The organism is Sphingobium sp. B11D3A (assembly GCF_025961695.1).
In the GTDB taxonomy this organism is placed as follows: domain Bacteria; phylum Pseudomonadota; class Alphaproteobacteria; order Sphingomonadales; family Sphingomonadaceae; genus Sphingobium.
Genome location: NZ_JAOQOE010000001.1, coordinates 3,230,345 through 3,255,192, shown reverse-complemented (window position 1 = coordinate 3,255,192; position 24,848 = coordinate 3,230,345). Strand labels below are relative to the sequence as shown.

The window sequence follows — 24,848 nt, the reverse complement described above, 5'->3', positions numbered from 1 at the left end:
TGCGGCACTGAACGACGCCTTGCCCGGCATATGCCGTTTACGAACCCGCGTTCATCACGCGAACTGCTGCAGTTCCGGATAAGGCAGCGCCGGTCCCTCGCCGATGCGGAAGGTGCAGTGACCGGTATAGACCGCGGCATCGCCATGCGCGCGCACGGGCCGGCTCATGAGGTAACGGCCGTTGATCAGCCGAACCGTGCCGTTTTCGTAGCGCGCCACGACGTCCTTCTGCGCGACCCGCACCTGCCGACCGGCGAACAGCGCCTCCAGCGCATCGGTATCATCATGGATGCCATCGGCATGGAGCACCGGCACTTCGGCTGCCTGAAGGGCGGTGGGCACCATGGCCGCGCCGACGATGGCGCCGCCGCTCGCACCGATGAAACCGCGACGGGAAAGCTGGGTGTTGGGCATCATGGTCTCCAATCAGGAAAAATAGAGCTTGAGTGCAGTCCGGCAAATCTGGGCGCGCTGAGCGGGATCGGGCACCCAGCGGCGGTAGCTGGCCAGCACCTGCTCGTAGCCGATGCGGCGTTCGTAGCCGACGAAGGGCGCGTCACTGCCCCACAGCAGGCGATCGGTGCCGACGCGCGCCACCAGATGTTCCGCGACATGCTGGGCGAGGCTTTCGAGGTCGCCATCGGGATCGTCGCGCCAGGCTTCCGGCCCCGGCAGGCGGAAGCCGCCCGAGAGCTTGACCCAGGTATGTCCCTTGTCGACCGCATCGAGCATCGCGCGGAAGCCGACGCAATCGAGCGGCGCCTGCGGATCGGGATGGCCGAAATGGTCGATCACGATGTCGACCCCGCTTTCCACCAGCGCATCGAGCACCGGCGGCAGGTTCTGTCCCTCGATGGCGACATGGACATGCCAGCCAAGATCGCGGGCGCGGCGAAACAGCAGCCGATATTCGTCGCTGCGATAATCGGCATGATATTCGGCGCGGGCGAGCTGCAGCCGGATGCCGATGATGCCATCGTCGCGCATCCGCTCCAGCACGTAGAAATCCGTGCCCGGGGGAACGATCGCGGTACCGCGCAGCCTTTTATGCCGGCGCAGTTCGGAAATCAGATAGTCATTGTAGCTGCCCGAAATGCTGAGCGCGGAGATCACCGCGAAATGGATGCCATGCGCATCCATCCGCGCGAGCAGGTCATCCGCCGTAAAGGCATAGTCCGGCGTGATCCACGCGCCGCTGGTGACGGGCATGTCCGCCGAAAAGATGTGGGCATGGCAATCGATGATAGGATTGCGCACCGCGTCATCGGTCAAGGATGTCATCTCGTCCCCCTCCTCGACTGCATCATTGCGCGCGCGGATACTCATCCGCGTTCAGCACCCAGCCGGGCATGTCCGAGAAATCGGCACGCGGGGGCGAGAAGATATCGACCAGCACGTTACGACCGGGCGCGGACGGCGCGGAGGTGTGGATGACGCGGGGCGGAATGACGCACACCGACGGCGCGCCGCAGCGCTCATGCTCGTCGTCGCGCCAGTCATGCTGGTTGGCCGTCCATGGCCAGCGCAGATGGTGCATATAGTCGCCCTCCAGCGCCAGGGAGCACTGCTCGAAATCATCGTGATGATGCGGCGAGAGCTTGGTCACATCGCGCGGCCCCTGCGGCGGGAAGACGTTGACCATGAAGGTGGTGCATCGCCAGATCTTGCCGAAACGCCCCGGCTCGTCCGGCACATCCAGGCTGTAACTGCGCAGCTTGAACCCATCGACCGGATCAGGCCACGGCTGGAACGGCGGAATCTGCGGATGCGGCCCAGCATAGGCCTGCGGATTGACGACCCGCGCAAGCAGATCTTGCGCCTCCAGCGAAAACAGCCGGACGATCTGGCCAGCCGAGCGGACCGTGATGCGGCTATCGCCCGGCGGCACGAAGTTGATGCTGTTGCCAGCGATCTCGTGCGGCACGCCGTCGATCTCGATGGTCACCGCGCTCTGCGCATCCGGCAGCAGCAGGACATATTCGTCGACTTGGCCGGATCGGTCGAACACCACGCCTTCTTCCGCCTGCGAGTAAGCGACGACGAAATTCTGCCCACGCGTGAGCCAAGTCTTGAGGCCGGGCGCCGTCTCCTGTGGGGCCTCTTCATAGAAGCGGGCGTAAGTGGAGGCCCCGAAGGCGCTGGCAGGCGCGGCTCCCCCGGCTGCGGCAGTCGAGAGGCGGGAACGGGGATCGTCGGATTCGTACATGAATTACTCCGTGGCGGCGGCGCGGCGGCCGTCCGACCAGTGCAGGAAGGTCTCGGGAGCGCGGCCGCTCACCGGATTGGCGAAATGGAAGCCCATCGGGGCGATGGCGGGATAAGGCGCGAAGGTGACGCCGCGCAGCGGGCCATCCGGCGGGTTCTTGGCAACATCCTCGGGCTTGGGGCGATAGCGCTCGCTGGCGCCCGGCACGATCGCGGCCCAACCGCCGGCGTAATCGGCGAGCCAGACATAATCGAGATCCATGCCGTGAATGCGCCAGACGCCGTTTTCGAGCACCGCCTGATTCTCGTAGATGCCCGAAATCCACGACCCCTGCCCCTTGGCGGCGCTGTTGAACTGGAACAGGCGCAGGCGGATATTGGCGCGCATCCCGTCTTCCGAAACGGTCACATAGGGCTGCGTCTTCTGGTGGATGGCCATGAACGCCGCCGAGCGCCCGGCATTGCCATAGCGCCCGAACAGCGACCCCCGCACACGCTCCCGCCCGACATAGGTGCCGATATAGGAGAGCTCTTTCCAGCCGTCGGTGGCGAAGAGATCGGCCGTGTCGTCCCAGCGGAACTCGTCGATATAATAGCCATAGGCATCGGCGATGTTTTCCGCGCCATCGAAGGCGGCCGCGCGGGCGAGCAGTGTTGCTGCATCTCCGGTGCCGGCAAAGGATGGCGCGGGCGCGAGCGCATCGGCGAAGCGCGCCGGTGCTGGTCGATGGCCGGGATAGGACGGTTCGGCCAGTTGCGAGGGCCGGTCCGGTCGCGCCGCAGCCACGCCGGGCAAACCGGCCGCAAGCGGCGCCTGCCAGCCTTTTGCATAAGCCGCGCGCATCACCGGCACGCGGCGCAGCGCCGTGATACGCCAGCGGCCACCTTCTCCGCGCGCGCAGGTGAAATCCTGGATCGTCGCAGACCAGTAGGTCTCACCGCCATGCTGACCGGTCATCCCGATCTCGATATTGCGCACCGTGGCGCTACGTCCGCCCGCATCCATCGTCACGACCGGCATGAGCTGGGGACGGTCGTTCAATTCGCCGGTCTTCAGACCGGCCTCGCCGAACAGCGCGAGCGCACGGCGGACGCCGGCATGGCCCACAAACTGCCCGGTGCCGGCAATGTCGACCAGCGCATCTTCGGTGAACAGATCGACAATGTCGTCGTCCATCTTGCGATCGAGATAGAAGCCGAACGCGGCCTGAAGATTCTGCACCAGCCCCTGCGAGACCAGCAGATCGGCCTGCCCTGCGATCTCGCGGACCGGCAGCGGGCTCGGTGCGGGACGCTTGGCGCCCCACGGATTACCGGCCTGATCTGGCGTATAGTGGAACGGCACCATCGGCACGCTGGGCGCAACATGCGTCCAGCCCTTGTCATAAGGGCCGGCAAATTGCGGGTGATAGTGCATCCGCGCAATCGCCCAGCCACCCATGCCGCCGGCATCGCCGGAGACCCGGACATAATCGATCACGTGAATGCCGCCGGCCCAGCCAGCCGACTGGCCGTTCACGCCCGTCATCGCCACCTCATGCCAGCGTCCGCGCGCGGACTGGCCGTCGGGCGCGAGGGTGATGACCGGGCTGAGGAACAGGCGCAGATTGAGATGCCCTGCCGGCAGTCCACGACTGTCGCCGCCCATCGTGCTGCGCAGATGCGCCTCGATGGGTGTGCGGCCTGTCACGGATTGCGTGCCGTCGGTCCATAGGCCGTCAGCGGCGAACAGACGCGCCATGTCGGCCCACTGGCCGGCTTGCGCATAATGCGCCCAGACATGCTGGAGGCGTTTGATCTCGCGGATCGCGCGGACATCCGCGAGGCGCGCAGTCAGGTCCGCAGCGTCACTGCCCGCCCCCGCAGACGCCATCCGTGACGTTGCGCAGCCCGCTAGCAGCGTCGCCGCACTCCCGAGCAGGATCGCGCGTCGTGAGAGGATCATGCGCCCCGGCTCGCTCACGTCGTCGGCTCCAGCGCCAGCGCCTCTTCGTACACGCTGCGGTCGATCAGCGTCGCAAGCTGCGCGCGCGACCTTGCCGGCCGCTTGTCACGCTCTGCCAGCCACTGTTCTTCCTCAGTCATGATATCGAGCAGGTCGGCAGGATAATCAGCGTTGAAGGCGTGGTGCTTCCACGCCGTCTGCACTTCCTCCACCGAATGGCCGCCCCGCTCCACCACGAGGGCCTGCGCCGCTGCAGGGTCCTTGCGGAGCGCCGCCGCCGCATCGATCACGGCACGGACGAAGCGGACGATCTGCTTGCGCTTGACCGGATCGGCGAGATTTTCCGCCGTGCTGTTGAGGTTGAACTGCTCGGCATAAACGCCATCGCCGCTGAACTCGATCAGGTCGTTACCCAAGGCGCGCGCGCTGTTCTCGCTCTCCGGCTCCCAGATGATCACGGCATCGACGCGCCGTTCGGCGAGCGCCTTGGTCATCTCGCTGAGCGGGCCCGGCGTACGGACGACCTCGATATCGTCATAGGACAGGCCAGCCTGGGCCAGCATTTTGTGAAAGAAATAGCCCGAGGACGTCTGCGGGATCGACGCGACGCGCTTGCCCTTGAGGTCCGCGACGCTCGCGATCCCCGCCGATTTCCGCGCAACGATGCGATAATGCCCCTCGGTCACCTGCAGGATGATGCGCAGATTGGGATGCTTGACCGAGTAGCGCAGCGCCTGCGTTTCGGCATGCGTGGCGACATCCGCCACGCCTTCCTCGCCGAAGCCGGCAATGATCGGCTCTCCAACCAGATTGGGAATGCCGCCCATCTTCACCGTGGCAGCATCGGGATAGAAAGTCTTGGCCGCCAGGAGCACGGGTGCGATCTCGAAAGTTTGGATATTGCCGTACACGGCAATCGGCCCCGGCTTCCCCTCATCCCTGGCTGTGGCACTCGCGGGAAGGAGCGCGCCGGCCGCGAGCATGGCCGCCATTGCGAGACTGTTCCTGATTGTGCGCACCGTCATCCCTCCTCAACACCGCAACCTGTTGGCCCGGCCCTATTCATTCACGCTAGGCGCCCACGCTGGCGGGCCGCAATTCAAATGCGCGTTGATGCCGCGCGAGGAAAAACTGGCTTCCGTCGAGGACAAATAGCGCAGGCTGGGCTGCGCCTCGCTCGCCTCAATCCAGCCCTCCCCGCACCGCCTGCACCGTCTGCGCCGCGGCGTGCGCGAACATCATCGCATCATTGCTCACCATCACCAGCGAGAAGCCCATCGCCAGATACGGCGCGGCTTCCTGCGCGGTGCCGACGGCCACGCCAGACAGCAGGCCCGCCTGCTTGGTCGCGGCGAGCATGGCGGCGGTGAGCGCCTCAACATCGGGATGCGCGGCCGATTTGCCGCTGGAGAGAAACAGGTCGCCATGGCCGATGAAAATGCCGCCCACATGCTCGACCGCCGCAAATTCCGCAGTCCGCTCCAGACTGGCCCAGTCCTCAAGCTGGATCATGCGCAGGCACTGCCCGTCGCCCCGCGCGACATACTCCGGAATCGGCGCCAGACCCCAGCGACCGGCACGCGAGGTGAGGCCGAGGCCCCGCTCCCCGGCCGGGCTGAACACCATCTTGCGGCACACCGCATGGGCATCGGCAGGATTGGTAATGCGCGGCACCAGCAGGCCGTCCGCGCCAGCGTCCAGCAGGGGCTGGATCGGCGATCCGCTATGATCGGGCAGCCGAACCAGCGCCGCCATGCCCATCGTCTGCGCAGTTGCGATCAGCGTGTAGGCACGCTCGAGAGTGTGCGGGGCGTGCTCCATGTCGATCACTACGACATCGAAGCCGGCATGGCCGATCAGCTCCAGCGTCTCCAGCGACGGCAGCTTGACCCAAGTCCCCAGCAGGCCCCGCCCCTGCGCGGCCCGCTGCAGCGCATAGTCTACGAAATTGTCCACTAACCGCCCTGTTCGATCCGCTGCACCGGTGCGCAAAAAGCCACTGTGCGCAGGCCGACGGCGCCCGCTTGTCTCGAACGGCTCGGAGTCTTTGCAGAGCTGCAACGCCCGCTCGGACCGTGGGCATGAAAAAAGCCCCGCATCGCTGCGGGGCTTCTCTCAATCTCGCTTTGAAGGCGATCAGTCGTCGTCGCGCTTCAGGAAGGCAGGCGCGAACTCGGGCGCCGGGCCGTCATCATCGCTGCGCTCGCGGCGGGGGCCGCGTTCACCACGCTCGCCGCCACGGTCACCACCGCGATCCCGGCGGGGACCACGGTCGCCACGGCCGCCGCCGTCACGACGCGGACCACGGTCGCCGCGATCACCCCGGTCGCCACGGTCACCGCGCGGTTCGCGGGCAGGACGGGTGTCCTCCAGCTCCTCGCCGGTTTCCTGATCGACAACGCGCATGGAGAGGCGCACCTTGCCACGCGGATCGATCTCGAGGACCTTGACCTTGACTTCCTGGCCTTCCTTGAGGACGTCCGCCACCTTCTCGACCCGCTCGTTGCGGATTTCCGAGACGTGGACGAGGCCGTCCTTGCCGCCCATGAAGTTCACGAACGCGCCGAAGTCGACCAGATTGACGACCTTGCCGTTATAGACCTTGCCGACTTCCGCTTCCTCGACGATGCCGAGGATCCAGGCCTTGGCCGCCTCGATCTGGTTCACGTCGGACGAGCTGATCTTGATCAGGCCTTCGTCGTCGATGTCGACCTTGGCGCCCGTCTCCGCGACGATCTCGCGAATGACCTTGCCGCCCGTGCCGATGACTTCACGGATCTTGCTCTTGTCGATCTGCAGCGTCTCGATGCGCGGGGCATGAGCCGAGAGTTCGGTGCGGACTTCGCCCAGCGCCTTGCTCATCTCGCCCAGAATGTGGGCGCGACCGTCCTTGGCCTGACGCAGCGCGACCTCGAAGATCTCCTGCGTGATACCGGCGACCTTGATGTCCATCTGCATCGTGGTGATGCCTTCGGAGGTACCGGCGACCTTGAAGTCCATGTCGCCAAGGTGATCCTCGTCACCCAGAATGTCGCTGAGGACCGCAAAGTCCTTGCCTTCCAGGATGAGGCCCATGGCGATGCCGGAGACCGGACGCTTCAGGGGCACGCCGGCATCCATCATCGAGAGCGAACCGCCGCAGACGGTCGCCATCGAGGAGGAACCGTTGGACTCGGTGATGTCCGAGAGCACGCGGATCGTGTAGGGGAATTCATCCTTGCTCGGCAGCACCGGGTGCAGCGCGCGCCAGGCGAGCTTGCCGTGGCCGACTTCACGACGACCGGGCGCGCCGAAGCGGCCCACTTCACCGACCGAATAGGGCGGGAAGTTATAGTGCAGCATGAAGTTCTCGTAGGAGAGACCGGTCAGACCGTCGATCATCTGCTCGGAATCCTTGGTGCCGAGCGTGGTCGTGCAGATGGCCTGCGTCTCGCCGCGCGTGAACAGCGCCGAGCCGTGCGTGCGGGGCAGGAAGCCCACCATCGCTTCGATCGGGCGGATCTGCGTGGTCGTGCGACCGTCGATACGCTGCCCGTCCTTGAGGATGGCGCCGCGCACGATTTCCGCTTCCAGCTTCTTCATGAGCTTGTTGGCGACCATCTGGGTCTGCGCGCCCTCAGCCGCGAACGCTTCCTTCGCCTTGGCGCGGGCTTCGTTCAAGGCACCCGAGCGCGCCGACTTGTCGGTCAGCTTGTAGGCGGCGGCAATGTCCTTGCCGATCAGCTTCTTGAGCTTGGCCTTCATGTCCGCCGTATTGTCGGAGAGGTCGATTTCCCAAGGAGCCTTGGCGGCCTTCTCGGCCAGCTGAATGATCGCGTCGACGACCTTGCGCGAAGCATCGTGAGCAAACATGACGGCACCGAGCATGACGTCTTCGGAAAGCTCCTTGGCTTCCGATTCCACCATCATCACGGCGGTGTCGGTGGCTGCGACAACGAGGTCGAGCTCGCCGGTCTTCACCTCATCGAGGCTCGGGTTGAGCTGATACTCGCCATCCTTGTAGCCGACGCGCGCGGCGCCGATCGGGCCCATGAAAGGCACGCCGGAAATGGTGAGCGCAGCGGAAGCCGCGATCATCGCCACAATATCGGGCTCGGTCTCGCCATCGAAGGAGAGAACCTGCGCGATCACGTTGATCTCGTTGTAGAACCCTTCCGGGAACAGCGGACGCACTGGGCGGTCGATCAGGCGGGAGACCAGTGTCTCCTTTTCCGTCGCGCCGCGCTCGCGCTTGAAGAAGCCGCCCGGAATACGCCCGGCAGCCGAGAATTTCTCCTGATAGTGAACGGTGAGCGGGAAGAAGTCCTGCCCTTCCTTCACCGACTTGGCGGCGGTGACAGCGCACAGCACAACCGTTTCGCCATAGGTCGCGAGCACCGCGCCGTCGGCCTGACGGGCAATACGGCCCGTTTCGAGCTTGAGGGTCTTTCCGCCCAGCTCGATTTCTACTGTCTTCACATCAAACATTGGTTTTCCTTCCACCCACCGGCCCTATTGCGCGGCGGGGCTGCAGTGCGGGCTAAGCCGGCCCGCGGCGGTTCGGGACTAGTCTTGCGTCCCACAAAGAGGTTGGCCGAAGTGCCATCCCCTCCTCGTCACTCCCGCCAAAGCAGGAGTCCAGTTCTGTCATCTCAGCCTTGGACGGCGCTCCCGCGCCTGTCTCGTGCTGGATCCCCGCATGCGCGGGGGTGACGCAATACGTAAACGGCCCGCCGAAGCGGGCCGAACGATTGGGTCACTTGCGAAGGCCGAGCTTCGCGATGAGAGCGGTATAGCGCCCCGCATCCTTCTTCTTGAGATAGTCGAGCAGCGAACGACGCTTGTTGACCATCATCAGCAGGCCGCGGCGGCTGTGATTATCCTTGTGGTGGCCCTTGAAGTGCTCGGTGAGGTTGGAAATGCGCTCCGTGAGGATCGCAACCTGCACTTCCGGCGAACCGGTATCGCCCTCTTGCTGGGCATTGTCCTTGATCAGTTCCGCCTTGCGTTCAGCCGTAATCGACATCGTCATTCCTTTCCAAAATCAGAGATTGAAGCCCCGCACGACCCGGATTTCCGGGCCCAAAGCCTCCACCAGCGCCACAGGCGTATCGCCCTCGGCTGCTAGCATGAGCCCTTGCTTGCGAGGGTCCCCGGGCAGTGTCCGGCCTTGTCTCAAGGCCATCGCCTGCTGCGAGGTGACGGGGAGAGCCGGGATGTCGTCCAGCCCTGCCGTCAATGGCAGCATATGCTGCGCAATGGCGCGCCCTTTACCAGCATCGCTCAGAATGTCCAGTGAAATAGCCCGATCCAGGGTGAACGGACCGGCCTTTACCCGGCGCAGCATCGTCACATGCCCGACCGTGCCGAGCGCCAGCGCGATGTCCCGCGCCAGGCTGCGGATATAGGTGCCTTTCGAAACATGGGCAGTGAGGGTGACGGCTTCAAGGGTTTCGCCCTCGTCCGCCATTTCTCCTCGTCCGCTCGCATCGAGCGAAGTCGAGATGCCCGCGAGCGACGCAGCGGTGTCTCGACTTCGCTCGACACGAACGGAGGGGGCGGCGTTGACCGAGAGAGCGTGAACAATCACCGCCCGCAGTTTCATCTGCACCTCTTCGCCCGCCCGCGCGCGATCATAAGCGCGCTGGCCGTCCACCTTGATCGCGCTGTAGACGGGCGGAGCCTGCTCGATCGGGCCGGTAAACTGGGCCAGCACCGCTTCTACCTGCGCGAGGGTGGGCCGCACGTCGGAGGTCGCGATTACCGCGCCCTCCAGATCGAGCGTGTCGGTCTGCGCGCCGAAGCAAATCGTGAAGTCGTAGATCTTGTCGCTGTCCAGCATTCGCCCGGCCAGCTTGGTCGCCTCCCCCACCGCCACGGGCAGCACGCCTGTCGCCAGCGGATCGAGCGTGCCGCCATGGCCGACCTTCGCCTTGGGCAGGCCAGCCTCGCGCAGCGCGCGCTTGACGGCGCTCACCGCCTGGGTGGAGCCAAGGCCCAGCGGCTTGTCGAGGATCAGCCAGCCATGCAGCGGCTTGGGCCCGGTGTCAGGCATAGTGTCGGGATCGTTCATCGGCTGCCCATAGCGAGGCATATAGCGCCTGTCAGGCCCCGCTGGCCGCAAGGGCCGCCGCGCGTGCCTTGATCTGTTCATATTGTAGCCATAGGCATGCTTATAGGCGCAAGGGTGGGTTGCGCCCCCGCCCGCCACGCCCAGTCCGGTGCCAATGCAGTTGAGGTCCGTTGATTTACAGCATCCGCTCCGGCTTCCAGCGTCTGACCGGACGGGCCCGGACCCGATTTGGCGAGCGCGCGACGGCGTTTCTCCTCGCATTAGCGGTGGAGGGGCTGATCGTGCTGGCGCTTATCGCCTTTGCTCCCTCCCCTTTCGAAGCCCGCGAAGCGCCCGACAAAAATGTCCTGACATTCGACGTCGCGATCCCGCCCGACCCTGCGCCCGAACCTGAACAGACCGAGCCGGAGCAGGCTGAACCCGAGCCCGTTCCCGAAGAGGCCCAGCCCGAACCAGAACAACAACCCGAACCGGTCCCCGACCCACCGCAGCCGCCCAAGCAGCCCGAGCCAAAGCCGATCGTCACACCGCCGGCGCCGCGCAAGCCCGCCTTCATCGAGATGAAGCCGGACCAGATGGCGGCTGTCGATCTTCGCGCGATCCGCCCGGCCGCCCCCGCTCCGCCGGCCCCCGCCCGCCCAGCAACGCCCATGGGACCACCGAACACCGGACAACCAGCCGATACACCGCTGGTCGACGGCACTGGCCCCAATGGCGAACCGCTCTACGCCGCCAGCTGGTATCGCGAGCCCTATCCCGAGGAATTGCGTGGCTATCTCTCGACCGCGCGCAGCCAGGGCTGGGGCATGATTGCCTGCCGCACGGTTGCCGATTATCGGGTGGCCGATTGCGTGCCGGTGGCAGAATATCCCAATGGATCGGACATCAACCGCGCGATTCTGGCCGCCGCATGGCAGTTCCGCGTGCGCCCGCCCCGTGTCGGTGGCAAGGTACTGGTCGGCCAATGGGTGCGCATCCGAATCTCATACGAGCAGCGTCCTGCCGGTGCCGCGGGCAGGCCGTGATCGACCGGAAATGACTCTGTCAAAAAATCTTGCGGACGCCACCAGCGCCTTGTCTTGCAGCGCGTGAAGCCTCTACAAGGCGCCATTCCTTCCACAATCCAATATAGGCGAGTGATCCATGACCGGCACCCAGCAGACTGCTTCCCAGATCTCCGATGACATTGCCCGCGTTTTTGCCCTGCAAAAGGCGAACCAGTGGAATGTCAAAGCCACCACCGCTGCCGAGCGTCGCCTGAAGCTGACCAAGCTTAAGGACGCGGTCGCGTCCCACGCCGACGATATCGTCGCGGCGGTGCTGGAAGATACCCGCAAGCCCGATCCGGAAATCCGCGTGACGGAAGTGCTGAACATCCTCGGCAACATCCAGCTCATTCTCGACAATCTCGATGACTGGATGAAGCCGACCGAAGTCACGCCCTCCAAGGTGGAGACCGACCGCGCCCAGATCATCTATGAAGCGCGCGGCGTCTGCCTGATCCTCGGGCCATGGAACTTTCCGCTCGGCCTCGTCTTCGGCCCGCTTGCCGCTGCCGTCGCGGCCGGCAATTGCTGCATCCTCAAGCTCACCGACCTGTGCCCCGCCACCGAGAAGGTCGCCGCCAAGATCGTGAAGTCGGTCTTCGAGGAGAATGAGGTTGCCGTGTTCGAGGGCGATGTCAGCGTCGCCACCGCACTGCTCGACCTGCCGTTCAATCACATCTTCTTCACCGGCAGCACGCGGGTCGGCAAGATCGTGATGACCGCCGCCGCCAAGCATCTCGCCAGCGTCACGCTGGAGCTGGGCGGCAAGTCGCCAGTCATCATCGATGAGGGCGCGGACGTCGAGAAGATCGCGGCCGATCTCGCCGGCGCCAAGCAGTTCAATGGCGGCCAAGCCTGCATCTGCCCGGACTATGTGTTCGTGAAGGAAGACCAGAAGGCAAAGCTGGTCGAGGGCTTCAAGGCGAATGTCGAGAAGAATCTCTATGAGAACGGCCAGATCAAGAAGGAAGGCATCGCCCAAGTCGTCAATCAGGCCAACTTCAATCGCGTGAAGGGCCTCTTCGACGATGCCGTGGCGCAGGGCGCCACCGTTGCCGCAGGCGGCGTGCTGGAGGCGGAAGACCGCACCATCCACCCGACCCTGCTGACCGACGTCAATCCGCAGATGAAAATCCTGCAGGAAGAGATTTTCGCGCCCATTCTGCCCGTGATGACCTATGACAATCTCGATCAGGCGATCAGCTACATTGAGGAGCGCGACAAGCCGCTCGCTCTGTATGTCTACAGCAATGACGAAGCCAATGTGCAGAAGATCCTCAACCGCACCTCGTCAGGCGGTGTGACCGTGAACGGCGTCTTCTCGCATTATCTGGAGAACCGCCTGCCCTTCGGCGGCGTCAATGGCAGCGGCATGGGCAGCTATCATGGCTATTTCGGCTTCAAGGCCTTCAGCCACGAGCGCGCGGTATACATCCACCAGACGGCCGCCTGAAACGCAACCTGAACATTCGCGCGGAGCGGAGGGGCAGCCCCTCTCCGCTCCCGCATCCCGCCCGCCACGGGCGAGCGGGCTTACTTCTTCTTCGGCGGCGGCCCGCTCTCGACAAGCGATTTGAGCGGGTAGCGCGTGCCAGCCACGACAATCGCGCCGAACCGGTCGAGCCGATCGAGGCCCTTGGTCTCGAAGCCGATGGATTGGGCAAAGGGCAGGTCCGGCGCGCCGGTCATCAGCGTCGCCAGATACCATTGCCCGCCACTGGCCTGCACATAGATTTGATCGTCGCTCACTGCCTGCCAATCGCGAATGCCGCGCTGGTCGACAAAGGGGATCGACGCTTCCTTGCCGGCGGCGCCCTGCGCGGCCGGCTGGGCAATGACGGGCGCGCCAGCCAGCAGCAGCGCGCTTGCCAGCATCGCTTTTCTGAAATGGGTCATGGCGTGCATCCTTCCGATAATGATGTGAGTCCGGATCATCACGTTACGATAGCATGACGCGCGTGAAGCGGCGATGAACCGTTCGGCGCTGCATGATATCGCTTCATCGCAACTCTAGAATCGCCGCATCGCATCGCTGAAATGCCGTCGGCACAGCGCGACATAACGATCATTGCCGCCGATCTCCGTCTGCGCGCCTTCCCGCACCGCCTCGCCCCTCTCGTCTACCCGCAGGTTCATCGTTGCCTTGCGTCCGCAATGGCAGACCGCCTTGAGCTCGACCAACGTATCGGCGATGCCGAGCAGCGCCGCCGAGCCAGGGAAGAGCTTGCCCTGAAAATCGGTGCGCAGCCCGTAGCACAGGACGGGAATGCCGAGCTCGTCGGCCACGCGGGCGAGCTGCCAGACCTGCTCTGGCGAGAGGAACTGCGCCTCGTCCACCAGCACGCAGGCAACCGGCCCTTCAAGATGCGCCGCCTGGATGCGCCCGTGCAGATCGGTCGTCACATCGAAGCTGTTGGCGGCAGCCCGGAGGCCGATCCGACTGCCTATGCTGTCCACTGCTTCATTATCACCCTCCCGCGCCGTCCCCCGCGCCGTCCAGAGCATCGTCGCCATGCCCCGCTCGCGATAATTGAAGTCCGCCTGCAGCAGATTGGTGGACTTCCCCGCATTCATCGAGGCGTAGTAGAAATAGAGTTTGGCCATGCCGCAGCTTTGCCTGCGCGGCGCCTTTTCGACAAGCGGGGAGACACCGCGCAGGCCCCGCCCGGCCATGACCGGCCCTTTCGCTTTCTATTCCAACGCCATCGTGCTACACCATGCGGGCTTAACGTCGCCTTTGACGGATATCGGACCGCTTCAGCGTCCCCCTTTGTCCCCATCTAGCCTCACGAAGCCGGGACGCGCGAATGCATCGCGCGTGCCCGATTACCATTTGGGAACAAGGATACCCAATATGACCATCGGAACAGTCAAGTTTTTCAATGCCGACAAGGGCTATGGTTTCATCGCGCCGGAAGACGGCGGCAATGACGCCTTCGTGCACATCTCGGCCGTCGAGCGCGCCGGCATGCACACCCTGCAGAAGGATCAGCGCATTTCCTACGAGCTGGAAAATGACAAGCGCGGCAAGGCTTCGGCCGTGAACCTTCAGGCTGTCTGAAGAAAAGGGCTGCCCGACGACCGGGCAGTTTGAAGATACAGGGCCGGGCGGCATCGTCGCCCGGCCTCCTCGCCCGAAGTGGCGAAACGGAGCTGAATTCTACGCATGAAAAAATACAAAGAGCCGGACTTTCAATCACGCATTGCTGCCGCAGCCGATGCCCGCAACGAGGTGATGGCAAAATTGCGCACGCGCGCGCCCGTCGATCCGGAAGTCGCTGCTGCCCGCGCCGCTGCCGCACAGGCACAGGAAGCCGCCCAGCAAGAAAAGCATCGCCTCGCCCGGCTGGCCGCGCAAGAGCGCAAGGCCGCCAAGCAGGCCAAGGCTGAGGAAGCCGCCGCTGCAAAGGCAGCCAAAGAGGCAAAGAAAAAGCCCGAACTTACCGAAGCCGAACGCAAGGCCGCCCGCGACGCGCGCTACCTCGCGCGCAAGAACCGATAAGATGTGGGCCTGCGCGGTTCCGCTCCGCGCAGACTTCACGCACCCCCTCTTTCCGCCGGGAGCCGATAATGAGCCGCGAGACGATCAAACCCTTCCTCATCACCAAGGACGATGGCGGCAATTTCCGCCTGACGGTGCGCGAGACGCGCTATAATTCGCAGGGCTATCCGCTGGTTACCTCCACGCTGCAGGACGAGACCTTCACGACGGCCACGCAAGCCCGCGCCTTCGCGCGTGACACGTTCAAGGCAGAGCCGGGGCAATACGCCACCAAGTGACGGCGTCGCCCGGCTCAGCGAGCCGTGGATTGCCTCTCGAACACCGCCCGCTGCGACGCGAAGGCACGCTGGAAGGCGGGCCGCGCCTCGCCGCGTGCGACATAGGCTGAGAGAGCCGGATAGCCCTTCAGCAGATCCGAGCTGCCGAGCCGCCGCAGCACCGTTATCATCATCAGATCGCCCGCGCTGAATGCACCGTCCAGCCACGCGGCCTCGCCGAGCCGCGCGGAGAGGTCATCCAGCCGCGCCCGGATACAGCCTTCCAGCATCGGCAGGCGCGCGTCATACCAATCCTTGTCGCGATCGACATGCCCGGCCGTCTCGCGCTCGAGGATCGGCGGCTCCACCGTGCTGAGCGCGGCAAACATCCACGCAATCGCGCGCGCCCGTCCGTCCATATCGGTCGGCAACAGACCGACATGCCGCTCGGCAATGTGGAAGACGATGGCGCCGGATTCGAACAGAACCAGCCCATCCTCCTCATAAGTCGGGATTTGCCCGAACGGCTGGCGCATGCGGTGCGGCGGCTGCTTCATCGCCGCGAAGGAGACGAGGCTCACAGCGTAGGGCTGCCCCACTTCCTCCAGCGCCCAGCGGACCGGCATGTCGCGCGCTAGGCCACGGCCGCGATCCGGCGAACTCTCAAACGCAGTAATCGTAATGGTCATGGCAATGCCCCCGGACGGACGCATGATGCCCGTGCAAGCGGCGCTCGACAATATCAACCGGATCAGCCCGGCGCGCGAACGATCAACGGATCATCACGCCGGGCTCTCACTCCTCTTCGTCGACGATGTCCTGCGCGACCTTGGGTGAGCGCAGGATCGCATCGATGTGGCTGCCTTCCTCGAAGCTCTCATCGCTGAGGAATTTGAGCTTGGCGGCGAACTTCATCTTCACGCGCTTGGCGACCTCGCGCTGCAGATAGGCGGTGTTGGTGCGCAGTGCCTTGAGCACCACCTCTTCATCCCGCCCCAGCAACGGCTTCACGAAAACTGTCGCATGGCGCAGATCGGGCGACATGCGCACTTCCGTCACCGTCACGACGTGACTGGCGAGCACATCGTCATGCACGTCGCCACGCTGGAGCACGTCCGCCAGCACATGGCGCACCTGCTCCCCCACCCGCAGCAACCGAACGGAAGGTTCCCCCGAACCGCTCATGACTTACCTCCTTCGCGGCGCGCCGGACGTCAGAGCGTCCGTGCGCGTTCCTCGACTTCGAAGAGCTCGAGCGTATCGCCGACCTTGATGTCGTTGGTGTTCTCGAGCACCGCACCGCACTCCATGCCGGCCCGCACTTCGGACACGTCGTCCTTGAAGCGCCGCAGCGAGGCGATGGTGGTGGCGGAGACGATGACGTTGTCGCGCGTGAGGCGTGCGTTGACGCCCTTGCGAATGACACCATCCTGCACCAGCAGACCGGCCGCCTTGTCCTTCTTGCCGGCCGGGAAGACCTGCAGGACCTGCGCGGCACCGATGACCGTTTCGATACGTTCCGGCGCAAGCTGGCCGGCCATTTCGCGCTTCACTTCCTCGATGAGGTCGTAAATCACGTCATAATAACGCAGCGAGACCTTGTCGCGCTCGGCAAGCTGACGCGCCTTGGCATTGGGACGCACGTTGAAGCCGATCAGCGGCGCACGGCTGGCGGCGGCCAGCGTCACATCGCTCTCGGTGATCGCGCCGACACCGGAGTGGAGCACACGCACCTTGATCTCATCCGTGGAGGCGCGGGTGAGCGATCCGATGATCGCTTCCACCGTGCCCTGCACGTCGCCCTTGATGACGACCGGATATTCGATGACCTGCGTGTTGAGCGCCGAGAACATATGCTCGAAGCTCGTCGGGGCCGCCGTGGTGCGCTTGCGCGTCGCCAGCTCCTGACGATAGGCCGCGACCTCGCGGGCCCGCGCCTCGCTCTCGACCACGCTGAGCTGGTCGCCCGCCATCGGCACGCCGGCGAGGCCAAGCACCTCGACTGGAACCGAAGGCCCTGCCTCCTTCACCTGCTGGCCCTTGTCGTTGACCATGGCGCGGACCTTGCCCGAATGCTCGCCGACGACGAAGATATCGCCGACCTTGAGCGTGCCACGACCCACGAGGATCGTCGCGACCGGACCACGGCCCTTGTCGAGCTGCGCTTCCACGACCGTGCCTTCAGCGGCGCGCTCGGGATTGGCCTTCAGCTCGAGCAGTTCGGCCTGCAGCAGGATCTTGTCGATCAGGTCATCGAGGCCGGTGCGCTTGAGCGCGGAGACTTCCACGTCCTGCGTGTCGCCGCCCATATCCTCGACGATGACTTCATGCTCGAGCAGACGCTCGCGCACCCGCTGCGGATTGGCGTCCGGCTTGTCGACCTTGTTGATCGCTACGATCATCGGCACGCCGGCGGCCTTGGTGTGGTTGATCGCCTCGATGGTCTGCGGCATCAGCCCGTCGTCCGCCGCGACCACCAGGATCACGATGTCGGTGACGTTGGCACCGCGTGCGCGCATCTCGGTGAACGCTTCGTGGCCCGGCGTATCGAGGAAGGTGATGATCTCACCGCCCTTGGTCTTCACCTGATAGGCGCCGATATGCTGGGTGATGCCCCCGGCCTCGCCCGCCACCACATCGGTGCCGCGCAGGGCATCGAGCAGCGAGGTCTTGCCGTGATCGACATGGCCCATGATCGTGACGACCGGGGGACGGGTGACCAGCGATTCCGCTGCATCGACATCGCTCGCGGTATCGATCTCGATATCGGAATCGGAGACGCGCTGGATGCGGTGGCCGAATTCCTCGACCAGCAGCTCAGCCGTATCCTGGTCGATCGTCTGGTTGACGGTGACCGCCATGCCCAGCTTGAAGAGCGACTTGACCAGGTCCGCGCCCTTCTCGGCCATGCGGTTGGCGAGTTCCTGAACGGTGATCGCCTCCGGCACGATGACATCGCGGGACTGCTTCTCGCGCGGCTGTGACGAGCCGGAGAAGTGCGAACGACGCTCCTTCTCGCGGGCACGGCGCAGCGCGGCGAGGCTGCGCGCGCGGGCGCTGTCATCATCGGCGAGCGCACGGTTGACGGTGAGCTTGCCAGCCTGACGACGATCGTCGCCACCCTTCTTGCGCTCGACCTTTGCCGGTTCCGGACGCTTGATGACCGGCGCGGCCACAGGCGTGAAACGACGGGGCGCGGGACGCTCGGGCGTCGCGCCAGTCGCAGCCTTGGGAGCCTCTTCGGCAGGTGCCGCGGCTTCTGCAGCCGCAGGTGCCGCCGGAGCAGCCTCTTGCGCCGGCGCCTGGGTAGCTTTCGCTTCGGCTTCCTGGCGCTGGCGCTCGGCTTCTTCCTCTGCGCGGCGATTGTCCTCAGCGCGGCGCTTCTCTTCCTCGGTCGCGGCCAGGCGAGCGGCCTCTTCACGGCGGCGCGCATCTTCCAGCGCGGCCATGCGGGCTTCCTCGGCCTCGCGCAGCAGCTTGGCCTGCAGTTCCTGCCGGCTCATCAGGCTATCCGTCGAGGAGGCGCGCGGTGCCGGCGCCGGCGCCGGTGTCGGCGCGGGACGGGCGGCGGGCGGCGGCGGTGCCGGCGGCGCGACGGGCGCAGCCTGCTCGGGCACGGCGCGCGCCGTCTCTGCCTCACCGGGTTTGCCGATGACGCGACGGCGCTTCACCTCAACGACGACCGTATTCTTCCGGCCGTGGCTGAAGCTCTGCTGCACCTGGCCGGCCTCGACCGTCCGCTTGAGACCAAGCGGTTTACGGCCCAAAGTCGGCTTGTCTTCCCTATTGTCACTCATCGACGCAATCTAACCCTTCATCTTCCATCCGGCGCACCCCCGCAGAGGTGACCCGAGTCGTTCGTCCTCACGCCAGAGGCGCGGGATCATCGTCCATATGCCTGACGACTGCCGAACCGGAGCTCGGCGCCGCGTTAGCGCATCCCAGATAGTTTTGCCAGCGACCGAGCAGACCGGAGAGGCGGCCTGCCGCAGCAGCGTTTGTCACCGCGATATGGACGACATTGTTCCTGCCCAATGCCATAGATAGGGCGTCGCGGTCCACCGGCAAGCGTGTGCCGGCAAATTCCTCGCCTTCCCGTTCCTCGCCAACCCGCCACGCCTGATCCAGCTTGCGCACCCCGTCATCGCCGGCATCCGCCGCGTGGAGCAGCATACGGACCTGTCCGCGCCGGGCCGCGACATCGATCTTGTCGAAACCGGTGGCGAGATTGGAAGCCTTGGCCTCCAGCCCCAGCCGCGCCATGAAATCATCGCGCAACGCAACCGCGATCCGCTCGGCCAAATCGTCCGGCACGGTAAGCGGCTCACCCTTAAACGCCCGCGCCAATGCGCCGCGCAGCCGGCCCTTGCCCATGGCCTCCTCCAGCGTCGCGCGATCGACACCCAGCCAGGCGCCGCGCCCCGGCGCCCGCGCGCGGACATCCGGTAACACATCGCCATCGGGCGAAATGGCCAGGCGGATCAGCGCCGCGGGATCGGCGTGGGTGCTGGAGAGAATGCAGCGACGCTCAGACATGGGCACCTCCTGTGAGTTGCACGTCTAAGACCATCGCCTCCAAACTTCCGTTCGTGTCGAGCGAAGTCGAGCCACGATAGGACTGCGCTCGCGTGTCTCGACTTCGCTCGACACGAACGGGATGGATGAGCATTTTCTCGTTTAGCGTAGCCCAGCCCCCCGCTTCCGCAGGAGCAGCCGGGCGCGCAGCGATGATTGGAAGCCTCAGCCCCTCATTGGGAGGAATTCGCAGCATCGGCGACCTCCCTTTGCGCGGCTTCCCGCTCGGAAACGAGGATGCCCGCAGCGCCCCAGTTGTCCGCCGACACCTCATCGATGACGACGAACACCTGCTCGGGCCGCTTGCCGAGACGATCGACCAGCGAACGCGTAACATCGGCGACCAGAGCCGCCTTCTGTTCGCGCGTCACGCCTTCAATCACCTCGATCTTCACATAGGGCATCAGGCGTTGCCTTCCACTTCATCCTCAGCGGCGCCCTCTGCAGCGGGCTCGTCTTCGAACCAGTGCGCGCGGGCCGCCATGATGATCTCGTTGCCCTGCTCTTCGCTCAGGCCATATTCGGCGAGAATGCCGCCCTTGTCCTCGGAGACTTCGCGGCGGCGACGCGGGTCGTTGCGCTTCTTGGCCACCAGCTCGTCGGTGGCGAGATCGGCGAGATCGTCCAGCGTCTTGATGCCGGCCTTGCCCAGCGTGACCAGCATGGCCTCGGTGAGGTGGGGCATCTCGGCCAACGCATCGTCAACGCCAAGCCCACGGCGCTCTTCGCGCGCAGCGGCCTCGCGGCGGTCCAGCGCTTCCTGCGCGCGGCTCTGCAGCTCCTGCGCCAGCTCGTCGTCGAAGCCCTCGATGGAAGCCAGCTCGTCGATGCCGACATAAGCGACTTCCTCCAGCTCGGTGAAGCCTTCGGCCACCAGCAGCTGCGAGAGCGTCTCGTCCACATCCAGCTCGTTCTGGAACATCTCGGAGCGCTGCACGAACTCGCGCTGACGCTTCTCGCTCGCGTCCGCCTCGGTCATGATGTCGATGGCCTTGCCGGTGAGTTGGCTGGCAAGCCGGACGTTCTGACCGCGACGACCGATGGCGAGGCTGAGCTGATCGTCAGGCACGACGACCTCGATGCGCTCTTCCTCCTCATCGATCACCACGCGGGCGACCTGAGCGGGCTGGAGGGCGTTGACGACGAAGGTTGCCGTGTCCTCGCTCCAGGGAATGATGTCGATCTTCTCGCCCTGCATTTCCTGCACGACGGCCTGCACGCGGCTGCCCTTCATGCCGACGCAGGCGCCGACCGGATCGATGCTGCTATCGCGACTGATCACGCCGATCTTGGCGCGCGAACCCGGATCGCGGGCGGCGGCCATGATGGTGATGATGCCATCGTAGATTTCCGGCACTTCCTGCGCGAACAGCTTCTTCATGAAGTCGGGGTGCGCACGGGAAAGGAAAATCTGCGGGCCACGGTTCTCGCGGCGCACATTGAGGATCAGCGCACGGACGCGATCGCCGACGCGCACGACTTCGCGCGGGATCTGCTGGTCGCGGCGGATCACACCCTCGGCACGGCCAAGGTTCACGACCACATGGCCGAACTCGACCGACTTGACGACGCCGGTGATGATCTCACCGACGCGATCCTTGAATTCCTCGAACTGGCGCTCACGCTCGGCATCGCGCACCTTCTGGAAGATCACCTGCTTGGCGCTCTGTGCGTCGATGCGACCGAGGTCGACGGGCGGCAGCGGATCGACGATGAAGTCGCCGATCACGGCGTCCTTCTGGAGCTTCTGCGCGGCCTTGAGGTCGACCTGCTTGAAATAGTCCTCAACCGCCTCGACCACTTCGACGACGCGCCACAGGCGCAGGTCGCCAGTCTCGGGATCGAGCTTGGCGCGAATGTCGTTCTCGGCGCCGTAGCGCGCCCGCGCGGACCGCTGGATCGCGTCTTCCATCGCCTCGATGACGATGGCCTTGTCGATCATCTTCTCGCTTGCCACCGAATTGGCAATGGCAATCAGCTCGGCCTTGTTGGCGGAAATGGCGTTGGCCATGAGAGTCAGTCTTCCTGTTCCTGGGTGACGATTTCGTCCGCGCCCTCGGTGGAGAGCGGGACAGTAGCAGAAATCAGCGCATCGGTCAGCATCAGCTTGGCGCTGTCGATATTGGCAAAGTCCACGACGATGCGGCCGGCCTTGGGATCATCGACCAGCACCTGCTCGCCCTCGATGCCCGCAAGAATGCCGCGCACCTGCTTGCGGCCATCCTCCATGGGCGTCACGAAATGAACGCGTGCCTCATGCCCGGCCCAGTCGCTGTAGTCCTTGAGGCGGGTGAGCGGCCGGTCGATACCCGGCGAGCTGACCTCCAGACGATAGGCGTCCTCGATGAGCACATCGCCCGCTTCTTCCAGCGCATCGAACTTGTCCGAGATGCGGCGCGAGAGGCTGGCGCAATCATCGATGTTGAGCTGGCGCGTATCGGGCCGTTCAGCCATGATCTGCAGCGTCCGGTCATCGCCCTGGCCGAAGAGCAGCACGCGCACGAGATCGAGCCCCAGAGCCTTCGCCTCCGACGCCACAACCGTCTCGATCCGCGCAATATCGCTCATTCGCACTCCCTATGCCTGCGCCTCGTCCGGACATGGACACGCGACAGGGTTTCGCCGCCGGCCCCTCTCGGCGCCGACCCCAACTTCGCAACGATGTCAGGAAAGCAAGGGCCATATAGGCGGAGTCGCAGTTGAAGGCAAGCTGCATGGATCTGCTCAGCACTCAGATGAGACGCTTTCCCTCATCAGTCTCTACGCTATCGAAAACCGTGCCTGTTCTGGCCTTCGGCAGAAAAAATCCGCGCCCGACGTCTTTAGAAGAAAAAGGGTCTTCGCGACTGTAAACAACAGAATCCAGCAAATCGAACGATTTAGGTTGGCCGCACGGCCCCACCAGCCCGCTCCATTCAGGTGGAACTGTTCAATTTCGGGTCACAATTGATGGTTAACCGATCATCAACATCTTTGACAGGACTGAAACGGAAAAGATATCTCCAAGACCTCAGGTGGGGTGACCTTTGACAGATGCAAAGCGCCAGATGGAGCCGGATTACCGGCCTCCCGTCGTGGGCACACGCATTTCCGGGGCAAAACCTGAAAGTTAATATCTGTGGGAGTTATAGATCATGTTTCACAAGTCTTTCAGGAAAGCCGTACTGCTGTCGGCTGCCACCATTGCCGCGACGGCGATGCTGCCGGCTTCCGCCTCGGCCTCTACTTTCGTGCTCAGCGGCGGCAACAATAGCGATGGCTCCATCGGTAACGTGCGCACCTACACGGGCTCGGACGGCACCAAGCTGGAAGTTACGGCTTACAGCCTCAACGGTACGACCCTGGCCGCCGGTGCGGTGGGCGCCTATTCGCCTGGTCTCGGCGTCATGAACAGCTTCCCCAACTGGTGGGGCCAGGGTGGCGATGACTCGCACACTGTGGACAATAATGGCTATGTCGACATTCTGGTCTTCCAGTTCGACAAGATCGTCACCATCGACAAGATCGGCCTCGTGAGCTTCGGCGACACGGACATCAATTATGCCGTCGGCAGCACCAATGTGGCCTTCAACAGCACGTTCACGATCGCGAACTATTCGACCTTCAATTCGCTGTTCGGCCCCACGATCCTGTCGAACGGCAATGGTCAGGACCAGAACCGTGACATCAACCCGAACAATCTGTCGGGCAACCTGTTCTATGTGGCTGCAGCCTTCTCCAACTCCGGCAGCAACGACAGCTTCAAGGTCAATGGCCTGACCTACGCCGTCACGCAGACGTCCGCACCGGTTCCTGAGCCGGCCACCTGGGGCATGATGATCTGCGGTCTGGCCGTCACCGGCTACGCCATGCGTCGTCGCAAGACCAACGCAACCATCAGCTTCGCCTGATCGCTCAGGAAAAGTCGATGTGAGGAAGGGGAGCTTCGGCTCCCCTTTTTTGTCAGCATCTCCGCGCTGGCGGTCCTGCCTCTACGCGCCGTCTTGGCCAGCGGCGCGCCCCAAGCTCTTGTTATGGAACGGTCTACCGCCAAGCCGCTCTTGTCGCTATGGTCGGATATCCCACCCTTCGCCGGAGATCCGCCCATGAATGTCCGCAAGCTCGGCCTGACCTGTGCCGTCAGCCTCGCCATTGTCGCCTGCGGCAGCGCGTCCGCGCCCGATGAGGTCAAGGCGGCAAGCGGCGCACCATTCCAGACCACGGAAGTCGCGCAGTTCGCTTCCCCATGGGCCATGGAATTCCTGCCGGACGGGCACATGCTGGTCACGCAGAAGGAAGGCGCGCTGATCCTGATCGACCCGCAAAGCGGCCGCAAGCAGACGGTGAGCGGCACGCCCAGCGTGAAGAGCGACGATCAGGGGGCGCTCATGGATGTGCGGCTCGCGCCAGATTATGCGACCAGCAAGACGATCTATTTCAGCTTTTCGGAAGCCGCCGAGGGCAAGAAAAGCCGCGTCGCTCTGGCGACCGCAAAGCTGGACCCGACAGCAGCGACACTGAGCGACGTGCGGGTGATCTTCCGGGGCGACGATCGCTCCGACAAGGGTGGCCATTATTCCGGCCGAATCGCCTTCTCGCCGGACAAGACCCGTCTCTTCTTCACCGCTGGCGACCGCCAGTTGATGACGCCGGCGCAGGAGCCGGGCGCGACGCTCGGCAAGGTCCTGCGCCTCAACCTTGATGGCAGCCCGGCAGCCGGCAATCCGCTCGCGGCGAAGGGCTTCCACCCGGCCGTTTGGTCCTATGGCCACCGCAATCTGCTCGGCATTGTCTTCGATGCCGATGGGCGCCTGTGGGAAATGGAAATGGGGCCGCGCCATGGCGATGAGATCAACCTCATCAAGCCCGGCCTCAACTATGGCTGGCCCAATGCCTCCATGGGCAATCATTATGACGGTAAGGCCATCCCGGACCATCAGCCGGGCGACGGCTATGAAGCGCCGAAGGTCTTTTGGGTGCCGGCCATTTCGCCCGGCGGGCTGGATTATTACAATGCCGACCTCTTCCCGCAGTGGAAGAACTCGCTGTTCATCACCGGCCTCTCCGGTAAGTCGCTCGACCGCATCGCGCTCGATGGCGAAACCGCGACCAAGGCCGATCACTGGGACATGGGCACACGCATCCGTGCCGTGCGCTCCGGGCCGGACGGCGCGATCTGGCTGCTGGAGGATGGAGAAAATGGCCGCCTCCTCAAGCTGACGCCCGCAGCCTGATCCAGCCGCGCGCCGCTTCGCGCTCGGTCAAGGCGCGCGCGGCCTCGGTCATT

General features: G+C 64.5%; 26 protein-coding genes. 8 read left to right on the top strand and 18 right to left on the bottom strand.

Annotated features, from left to right (window positions below; genetic code table 11):
- Positions 1–54: 54 nt before the first annotated feature.
- Genes M2332_RS15160 through M2332_RS15140 form a run of 5 tightly spaced genes read right to left on the bottom strand, consistent with a single transcriptional unit; the run spans position 55 to position 5,142 of the window.
- Positions 55–417, bottom strand: coding sequence for a twin-arginine translocation signal domain-containing protein (locus M2332_RS15160; protein ID WP_264574703.1), 363 nt, complete (start codon positions 415–417; stop codon positions 55–57).
- A 9-nt stretch (positions 418–426) separates the two neighbouring features.
- A complete protein-coding gene (locus tag M2332_RS15155; RefSeq protein ID WP_264574702.1) occupies positions 427–1,281 on the bottom strand; it encodes an amidohydrolase family protein in 855 nt (284 codons plus the stop codon).
- Positions 1,282–1,303: 22 nt separating this feature from the next.
- Positions 1,304–2,206 (bottom strand): hypothetical protein, encoded by a 903-nt coding sequence (locus M2332_RS15150; RefSeq protein WP_264574701.1) that lies wholly within the window; start codon positions 2,204–2,206, stop codon positions 1,304–1,306.
- Between the two features lie 3 nt (positions 2,207–2,209).
- Positions 2,210–4,168: a nuclear transport factor 2 family protein gene (locus M2332_RS15145; RefSeq protein ID WP_264574700.1), complete on the bottom strand. Its 1,959-nt coding sequence runs from the start codon at positions 4,166–4,168 to the stop codon at positions 2,210–2,212.
- On the bottom strand, positions 4,165–5,142 hold the full coding sequence (locus M2332_RS15140) for an ABC transporter substrate-binding protein (RefSeq protein WP_264574699.1): 978 nt from the start codon (positions 5,140–5,142) through the stop codon (positions 4,165–4,167). The genes M2332_RS15145 and M2332_RS15140 overlap by 4 nt, the downstream gene beginning before the upstream one ends.
- Between M2332_RS15140 and M2332_RS15135 the strand changes: the two genes are divergently transcribed.
- Positions 5,132–5,305 carry a hypothetical protein gene (locus M2332_RS15135; protein ID WP_264574698.1) on the top strand — a complete coding sequence of 58 codons (174 nt, stop codon included), beginning with the start codon at positions 5,132–5,134 and terminating at the stop codon, positions 5,303–5,305. The genes M2332_RS15140 and M2332_RS15135 overlap by 11 nt on opposite strands.
- A gap of 27 nt (positions 5,306–5,332) precedes the next feature.
- On the opposite strand, the gene M2332_RS15130 is transcribed toward M2332_RS15135, so the two are convergent.
- The 4 genes from M2332_RS15130 to truB all read right to left on the bottom strand — a co-directional run bounded on the left by M2332_RS15130 (position 5,333) and on the right by truB (position 10,160).
- Positions 5,333–6,106 (bottom strand): HpcH/HpaI aldolase family protein, encoded by a 774-nt coding sequence (locus tag M2332_RS15130; protein WP_264574697.1) that lies wholly within the window; start codon positions 6,104–6,106, stop codon positions 5,333–5,335.
- A gap of 180 nt (positions 6,107–6,286) precedes the next feature.
- The gene (gene pnp, locus M2332_RS15125; protein WP_264574696.1) at positions 6,287–8,617 is read right to left on the bottom strand and encodes a polyribonucleotide nucleotidyltransferase; all 2,331 of its coding nucleotides are present in this window, start codon (positions 8,615–8,617) and stop codon (positions 6,287–6,289) included.
- Positions 8,618–8,885: 268 nt separating this feature from the next.
- Positions 8,886–9,155: a 30S ribosomal protein S15 gene (gene rpsO / locus M2332_RS15120; RefSeq protein ID WP_181558998.1), complete on the bottom strand. Its 270-nt coding sequence runs from the start codon at positions 9,153–9,155 to the stop codon at positions 8,886–8,888.
- An 18-nt stretch (positions 9,156–9,173) separates the two neighbouring features.
- On the bottom strand, positions 9,174–10,160 hold the full coding sequence (gene truB / locus M2332_RS15115) for a tRNA pseudouridine(55) synthase TruB (protein ID WP_264574983.1): 987 nt from the start codon (positions 10,158–10,160) through the stop codon (positions 9,174–9,176).
- A gap of 212 nt (positions 10,161–10,372) precedes the next feature.
- On the opposite strand from truB, the gene M2332_RS15110 reads away from it, so the two are divergent.
- Entirely contained in the window at positions 10,373–11,227 is an 855-nt protein-coding gene (locus M2332_RS15110) for a hypothetical protein (RefSeq protein ID WP_264569724.1), read from the top strand.
- 118 nt (positions 11,228–11,345) lie between these two features.
- Positions 11,346–12,701, top strand: a complete 1,356-nt coding sequence (locus M2332_RS15105) for an aldehyde dehydrogenase family protein (RefSeq protein WP_264574695.1) — start codon at positions 11,346–11,348, stop codon at positions 12,699–12,701.
- Between the two features lie 80 nt (positions 12,702–12,781).
- On the opposite strand, the gene M2332_RS15100 is transcribed toward M2332_RS15105, so the two are convergent.
- On the bottom strand, positions 12,782–13,144 hold the full coding sequence (locus M2332_RS15100; RefSeq protein ID WP_264574694.1) for a DUF6491 family protein: 363 nt from the start codon (positions 13,142–13,144) through the stop codon (positions 12,782–12,784).
- Between the two features lie 114 nt (positions 13,145–13,258).
- The gene (locus M2332_RS15095; RefSeq protein WP_264574982.1) at positions 13,259–13,852 is read right to left on the bottom strand and encodes a thymidine kinase; all 594 of its coding nucleotides are present in this window, start codon (positions 13,850–13,852) and stop codon (positions 13,259–13,261) included.
- A 250-nt stretch (positions 13,853–14,102) separates the two neighbouring features.
- Here M2332_RS15095 and M2332_RS15090 point away from each other — a divergent pair, with 250 nt between their 5' ends.
- From M2332_RS15090 to M2332_RS15080, 3 genes are all read left to right on the top strand, one after another.
- Positions 14,103–14,309, top strand: a complete 207-nt coding sequence (locus M2332_RS15090; protein WP_181558994.1) for a cold-shock protein — start codon at positions 14,103–14,105, stop codon at positions 14,307–14,309.
- A 105-nt stretch (positions 14,310–14,414) separates the two neighbouring features.
- Positions 14,415–14,750: a DUF6481 family protein gene (locus M2332_RS15085; protein ID WP_181558993.1), complete on the top strand. Its 336-nt coding sequence runs from the start codon at positions 14,415–14,417 to the stop codon at positions 14,748–14,750.
- Positions 14,751–14,818: 68 nt separating this feature from the next.
- Positions 14,819–15,028, top strand: a complete 210-nt coding sequence (locus M2332_RS15080; RefSeq protein WP_181558992.1) for a hypothetical protein — start codon at positions 14,819–14,821, stop codon at positions 15,026–15,028.
- A gap of 14 nt (positions 15,029–15,042) precedes the next feature.
- Here the strand turns inward: M2332_RS15080 and M2332_RS15075 are convergent, their stop codons facing one another.
- From M2332_RS15075 to rimP, 7 genes are all read right to left on the bottom strand, one after another.
- The gene (locus M2332_RS15075; RefSeq protein ID WP_264574693.1) at positions 15,043–15,696 is read right to left on the bottom strand and encodes a glutathione S-transferase family protein; all 654 of its coding nucleotides are present in this window, start codon (positions 15,694–15,696) and stop codon (positions 15,043–15,045) included.
- A gap of 106 nt (positions 15,697–15,802) precedes the next feature.
- Complete coding sequence (rbfA, locus tag M2332_RS15070) at positions 15,803–16,192, bottom strand: 30S ribosome-binding factor RbfA (protein WP_264574692.1); 390 nt, start codon at positions 16,190–16,192, stop codon at positions 15,803–15,805.
- 29 nt (positions 16,193–16,221) lie between these two features.
- The gene (gene infB / locus M2332_RS15065; protein WP_264574691.1) at positions 16,222–18,804 is read right to left on the bottom strand and encodes a translation initiation factor IF-2; all 2,583 of its coding nucleotides are present in this window, start codon (positions 18,802–18,804) and stop codon (positions 16,222–16,224) included.
- Positions 18,805–18,871: 67 nt separating this feature from the next.
- On the bottom strand, positions 18,872–19,543 hold the full coding sequence (locus M2332_RS15060) for a DUF448 domain-containing protein (protein WP_264574690.1): 672 nt from the start codon (positions 19,541–19,543) through the stop codon (positions 18,872–18,874).
- Positions 19,544–19,755: 212 nt separating this feature from the next.
- Positions 19,756–19,986, bottom strand: a complete 231-nt coding sequence (locus M2332_RS15055; protein WP_181558987.1) for a tautomerase family protein — start codon at positions 19,984–19,986, stop codon at positions 19,756–19,758.
- Entirely contained in the window at positions 19,986–21,593 is a 1,608-nt protein-coding gene (nusA, locus tag M2332_RS15050) for a transcription termination factor NusA (protein WP_264574689.1), read from the bottom strand. The genes M2332_RS15055 and nusA overlap by 1 nt, the downstream gene beginning before the upstream one ends.
- Positions 21,594–21,598: 5 nt before the next feature.
- Entirely contained in the window at positions 21,599–22,150 is a 552-nt protein-coding gene (gene rimP, locus M2332_RS15045; RefSeq protein ID WP_181558985.1) for a ribosome maturation protein RimP, read from the bottom strand.
- 566 nt (positions 22,151–22,716) lie between these two features.
- Between rimP and M2332_RS15040 the strand changes: the two genes are divergently transcribed.
- Positions 22,717–23,472 carry a PEPxxWA-CTERM sorting domain-containing protein gene (locus M2332_RS15040; RefSeq protein WP_264574688.1) on the top strand — a complete coding sequence of 252 codons (756 nt, stop codon included), beginning with the start codon at positions 22,717–22,719 and terminating at the stop codon, positions 23,470–23,472.
- 195 nt (positions 23,473–23,667) lie between these two features.
- Positions 23,668–24,795, top strand: a complete 1,128-nt coding sequence (locus M2332_RS15035; protein WP_264574687.1) for a PQQ-dependent sugar dehydrogenase — start codon at positions 23,668–23,670, stop codon at positions 24,793–24,795.
- The last annotated feature ends 53 nt before the right edge of the window (positions 24,796–24,848 follow it).